This window comes from Anabaena sp. UHCC 0253 (assembly GCF_009712085.1).
Classification (GTDB): Bacteria; Cyanobacteriota; Cyanobacteriia; order Cyanobacteriales; family Nostocaceae; genus Dolichospermum.
In genome coordinates, this window is the sequence record NZ_VILD01000013.1 from 27,007 (window position 1) to 30,075 (window position 3,069).

2 protein-coding genes and 2 pseudogenes are annotated in these 3,069 nt (G+C 39.3%); 3 read left to right on the top strand and 1 reads right to left on the bottom strand.

All coding sequences use genetic code 11. The annotated features are described in order from the left end of the window. Window positions 1-522, top strand: a pseudogene (locus FJR38_RS25460) (hypothetical protein); the annotation flags it as partial. A gap of 88 nt (window positions 523-610) precedes the next feature. Continuing rightward, entirely contained in the window at window positions 611-898 is a 288-nt protein-coding gene (locus FJR38_RS25465) for a hypothetical protein (protein WP_168540295.1), read from the top strand. A 144-nt stretch (window positions 899-1,042) separates the two neighbouring features. On the opposite strand, the gene FJR38_RS25470 is transcribed toward FJR38_RS25465, so the two are convergent. Next, the gene (locus tag FJR38_RS25470; protein WP_168540197.1) at window positions 1,043-1,621 is read right to left on the bottom strand and encodes a Uma2 family endonuclease; all 579 of its coding nucleotides are present in this window, start codon (window positions 1,619-1,621) and stop codon (window positions 1,043-1,045) included. Between the two features lie 234 nt (window positions 1,622-1,855). Here FJR38_RS25470 and FJR38_RS25475 point away from each other — a divergent pair. Then, window positions 1,856-3,069, top strand: a pseudogene (locus tag FJR38_RS25475) (hypothetical protein); the annotation flags it as partial.

The window sequence follows — 3,069 nt, forward strand, 5'->3', positions numbered from 1 at the left end:
ATTCTCAAAGTTGTCCCAGAAGGAATGGGTGCATTGTTTGGGCATCAACTTCCACCCAAGCTCACCGTCCTAGATTTTGGGAATGGAACCACACTTTATTCTCGTTACAACCAAGGAAAGCGAGAAGTTCACACTCCCTACCCCGCAGGTGTAGAAGTTCTCATCGAAGACATTGCCGAAAAAATGAAACGTCTCAACGGAGGGAAAATCGGCAACACCTCCCAGATTCGATTTTGTTTGGAAAGGGGACATACCAAGTACAGTCGTGACATTGACATCAAAGATATCTACACCAATTGTTTGAAAGATTGGTATGAAAAATTCTTAAAGAAACCCGTAAGCCTGACACTAGATGCCAAGCACCAAGGGGATGAAATTTGGGCAATTGGTGGTGGCTGTTTGTTACCTGGATTTAAGAAGCTATTGGAGAAGAACGGGTTTAAAATTCTGGACAATCCCGTAGAAGCTAATGCCTGTGGATTGCTAGAGATGGCAAAAGCCATGATCAACAAGAATCTGTAGTCCTGCTGAAAAGCCCGCCCCTGGCTTGAGCTTGAGGGGTAATAATGCGCGAATTTTGAATCAACCAATTTGAATGGGAACGAAGCCAATGACACCGGAAAAAGTTCGGATTAAAGATAGCTACCGGGAACGTATATTTGCCGAATCACAGCAACTAGATAAAAGTTACTTAGAGACGCTTTACTTTATTATTGATTGCTATTTTGCTTTCAAAAAGGGGGCATTCCCCATGCAACAAATAGTTACACATACCCCAGCTTTCACCCCGATTGCTACAAACCCAAGCCAACAAGACCAGCCCCCTTCAACTCCATCATCACCAGAAAATCCCAAAGATGTTGATGGCGAAACATTTACCCTTGATTTTGATTTGTAACTATTATGTTTTGGTGTGGCTTCATTCATTCCCAAACTGATAAGCTGTTACGCATTTGCTTTTTTGCCCAAAAGCCTTATTAGAAGGACTCTAGGCTGCAAAATATTAAATTTAGCTGCGTAACAGCTGAGAAATACTAGCGATTTATCCTAATTCCTCAAAAACAATATCCTCATAAACCGACTCAATGGGAAAACTTAAATCAATACTTCGTAGCTCGATATTATCCCCCACCTGATAATTAAAAATCTCCCAATTACCGCGCTCATTTTTGCGGTATAAATCAATCGCTATTTTCTCAGCATCAACCAAAACATAATCTTGCAAACTAGGATTGCGACGATACAGTCTAAATTTATCCCCTCGGTCATAACTGGCTGTACTGGGAGATAAAACCTCGATAATTAGACAGGGATATTGAATGGCTTGGATTGCAGTGCGATCGCGCTCGTCGCAAGTAACGCTCACATCAGGATAAACATAATCTTTCGTTTCCACAATATTTACACGACAATCGGAATTACCAACCTGACAACCACCGCCCCGTAAATGACCTTTAACAATGAAAATAATATTACTAGCAATTCGGCCATGATTTTGAGTTCCCCCACTCATAGCGTAAAGTTCACCATTAAGATACTCATGGCGCAGCAGTTGTTTTTCTTCCCAGACAAAATATTCTTCAGGTGTTAATTTAGGAAACTTATCTTTTATAGCAATCATTTTTGTTACCTCATCTGCGCTCAGTACAAATTAAAATCGCTTTCATTAACAATACCTTAGTTAGCTTTTTTGTATCGGCTTCCTTTTCCACTCATTTTTGCTAGATTTACCCTTAGTTACCGCGCTAAGAGCAAAATATCCACTTGGATGATTTCACTGGGTGTAATTCCATGCCAGGATAAATATTAGAAGTGCGATTCGTTGTTAGATCAGCTATCTAATAGATTACTGGTAATGGATTTAACTACTAGGCTTATAGAAGGTTCTGGACTGAGTATACCTATCTTTGATGGGTCGTACAATAATGGCAAGGGGAGATATTTATCAGAACCAGAAATCATTAAAAATTCCCTATTAGCACAAATATTTGAGCCATCAGAATTGCCATCTCTCCTCCTGGTGAAAATTGACAGTAAAAATCCAGATGCCAACCATTTAAGACAAAGAACATTTACAGATGGCATTAAACGTAAATTAGCCTTTAGTTCAGGCGATAATTATTACTTCGCTGATGATGCACTGCGGAAAAAAATTAAACGGTTGTTTGCCACAGAACCAGATACTGCTTGTCGTTATGGTTCATTATTAGTTAGTAATTGCTATAAAGGTTCAGAAACATTTACAAACTTACGAGTTAAAATCGTAGACTTTACAGATCCACAATATGCTGATTACAAAACCGGAGACTGTCACGGCAAGATGTCACCGCGATTAGCCAAACAACTAGGAGGAGAACGCAATTGTCCACTCCAATTTCGATTTGCATGGATGAAATGTTGGGCTGAAAGTGATAACTCACAATCTCCAGAAACTAGCTTTTTAGCGAAAGGAACTTTTTTACCAGATGCTCAATTAACAGATGCTCAAGGTTACGATATTGTTATGGATCGTTCCTCAATTAAAGGCATCAAAAAATCCCAACTTCAAGATTTAATCCCTTGTGGTGAATATCAGTTTTCCAAAGCAGTAATAGGTAATCGAGGTAATGCCAAAGCCACCAGTTACGATAATAGCTGGCAGTTTACCATCTGGTACTCAGAAGCAGCAGTTCAACAAGATTTAAGTCAACCAACTGAGAAAAAAGCTCAGGAATTGGCACAGTTACAAAGTAATCCCTTGACGTTAGCAAAATACATTATTCAACAATATGACAAACAACAATCCCAACAAGAACAAACAGAAGAAACTGTTAACGGAATAGATGATAATACTAATAATCAAGTACAGGAGTCTCGCTGGATTTCTCTACTTCGCAGTGATAAATATGGTCAATTAATTGAAACACCCAAATTTCGCAAATTTGCTACTGATTATATAGCCAATCAATGGCGTGATTTAGCCATTAAAAGTGGATACAGCCATAATTCGGGTATGTCCATGCCATGCGACACTTTACCACGAGGGACAATTTGTGTCCCCCATCTACCAGAAGGAGATGTGATTCTTAC

What these genes read in the sequence shown, in the direction of transcription:
- FJR38_RS25465 (WP_168540295.1), top strand. Translation starts at nt 611, where the DNA reads ATGACACCGGAAAAAGTTCGGATTAAAGATAGCTACCGGGAACGTATA.
- FJR38_RS25470 (WP_168540197.1), bottom strand. Translation starts at nt 1,621, where the DNA reads ATGATTGCTATAAAAGATAAGTTTCCTAAATTAACACCTGAAGAATAT.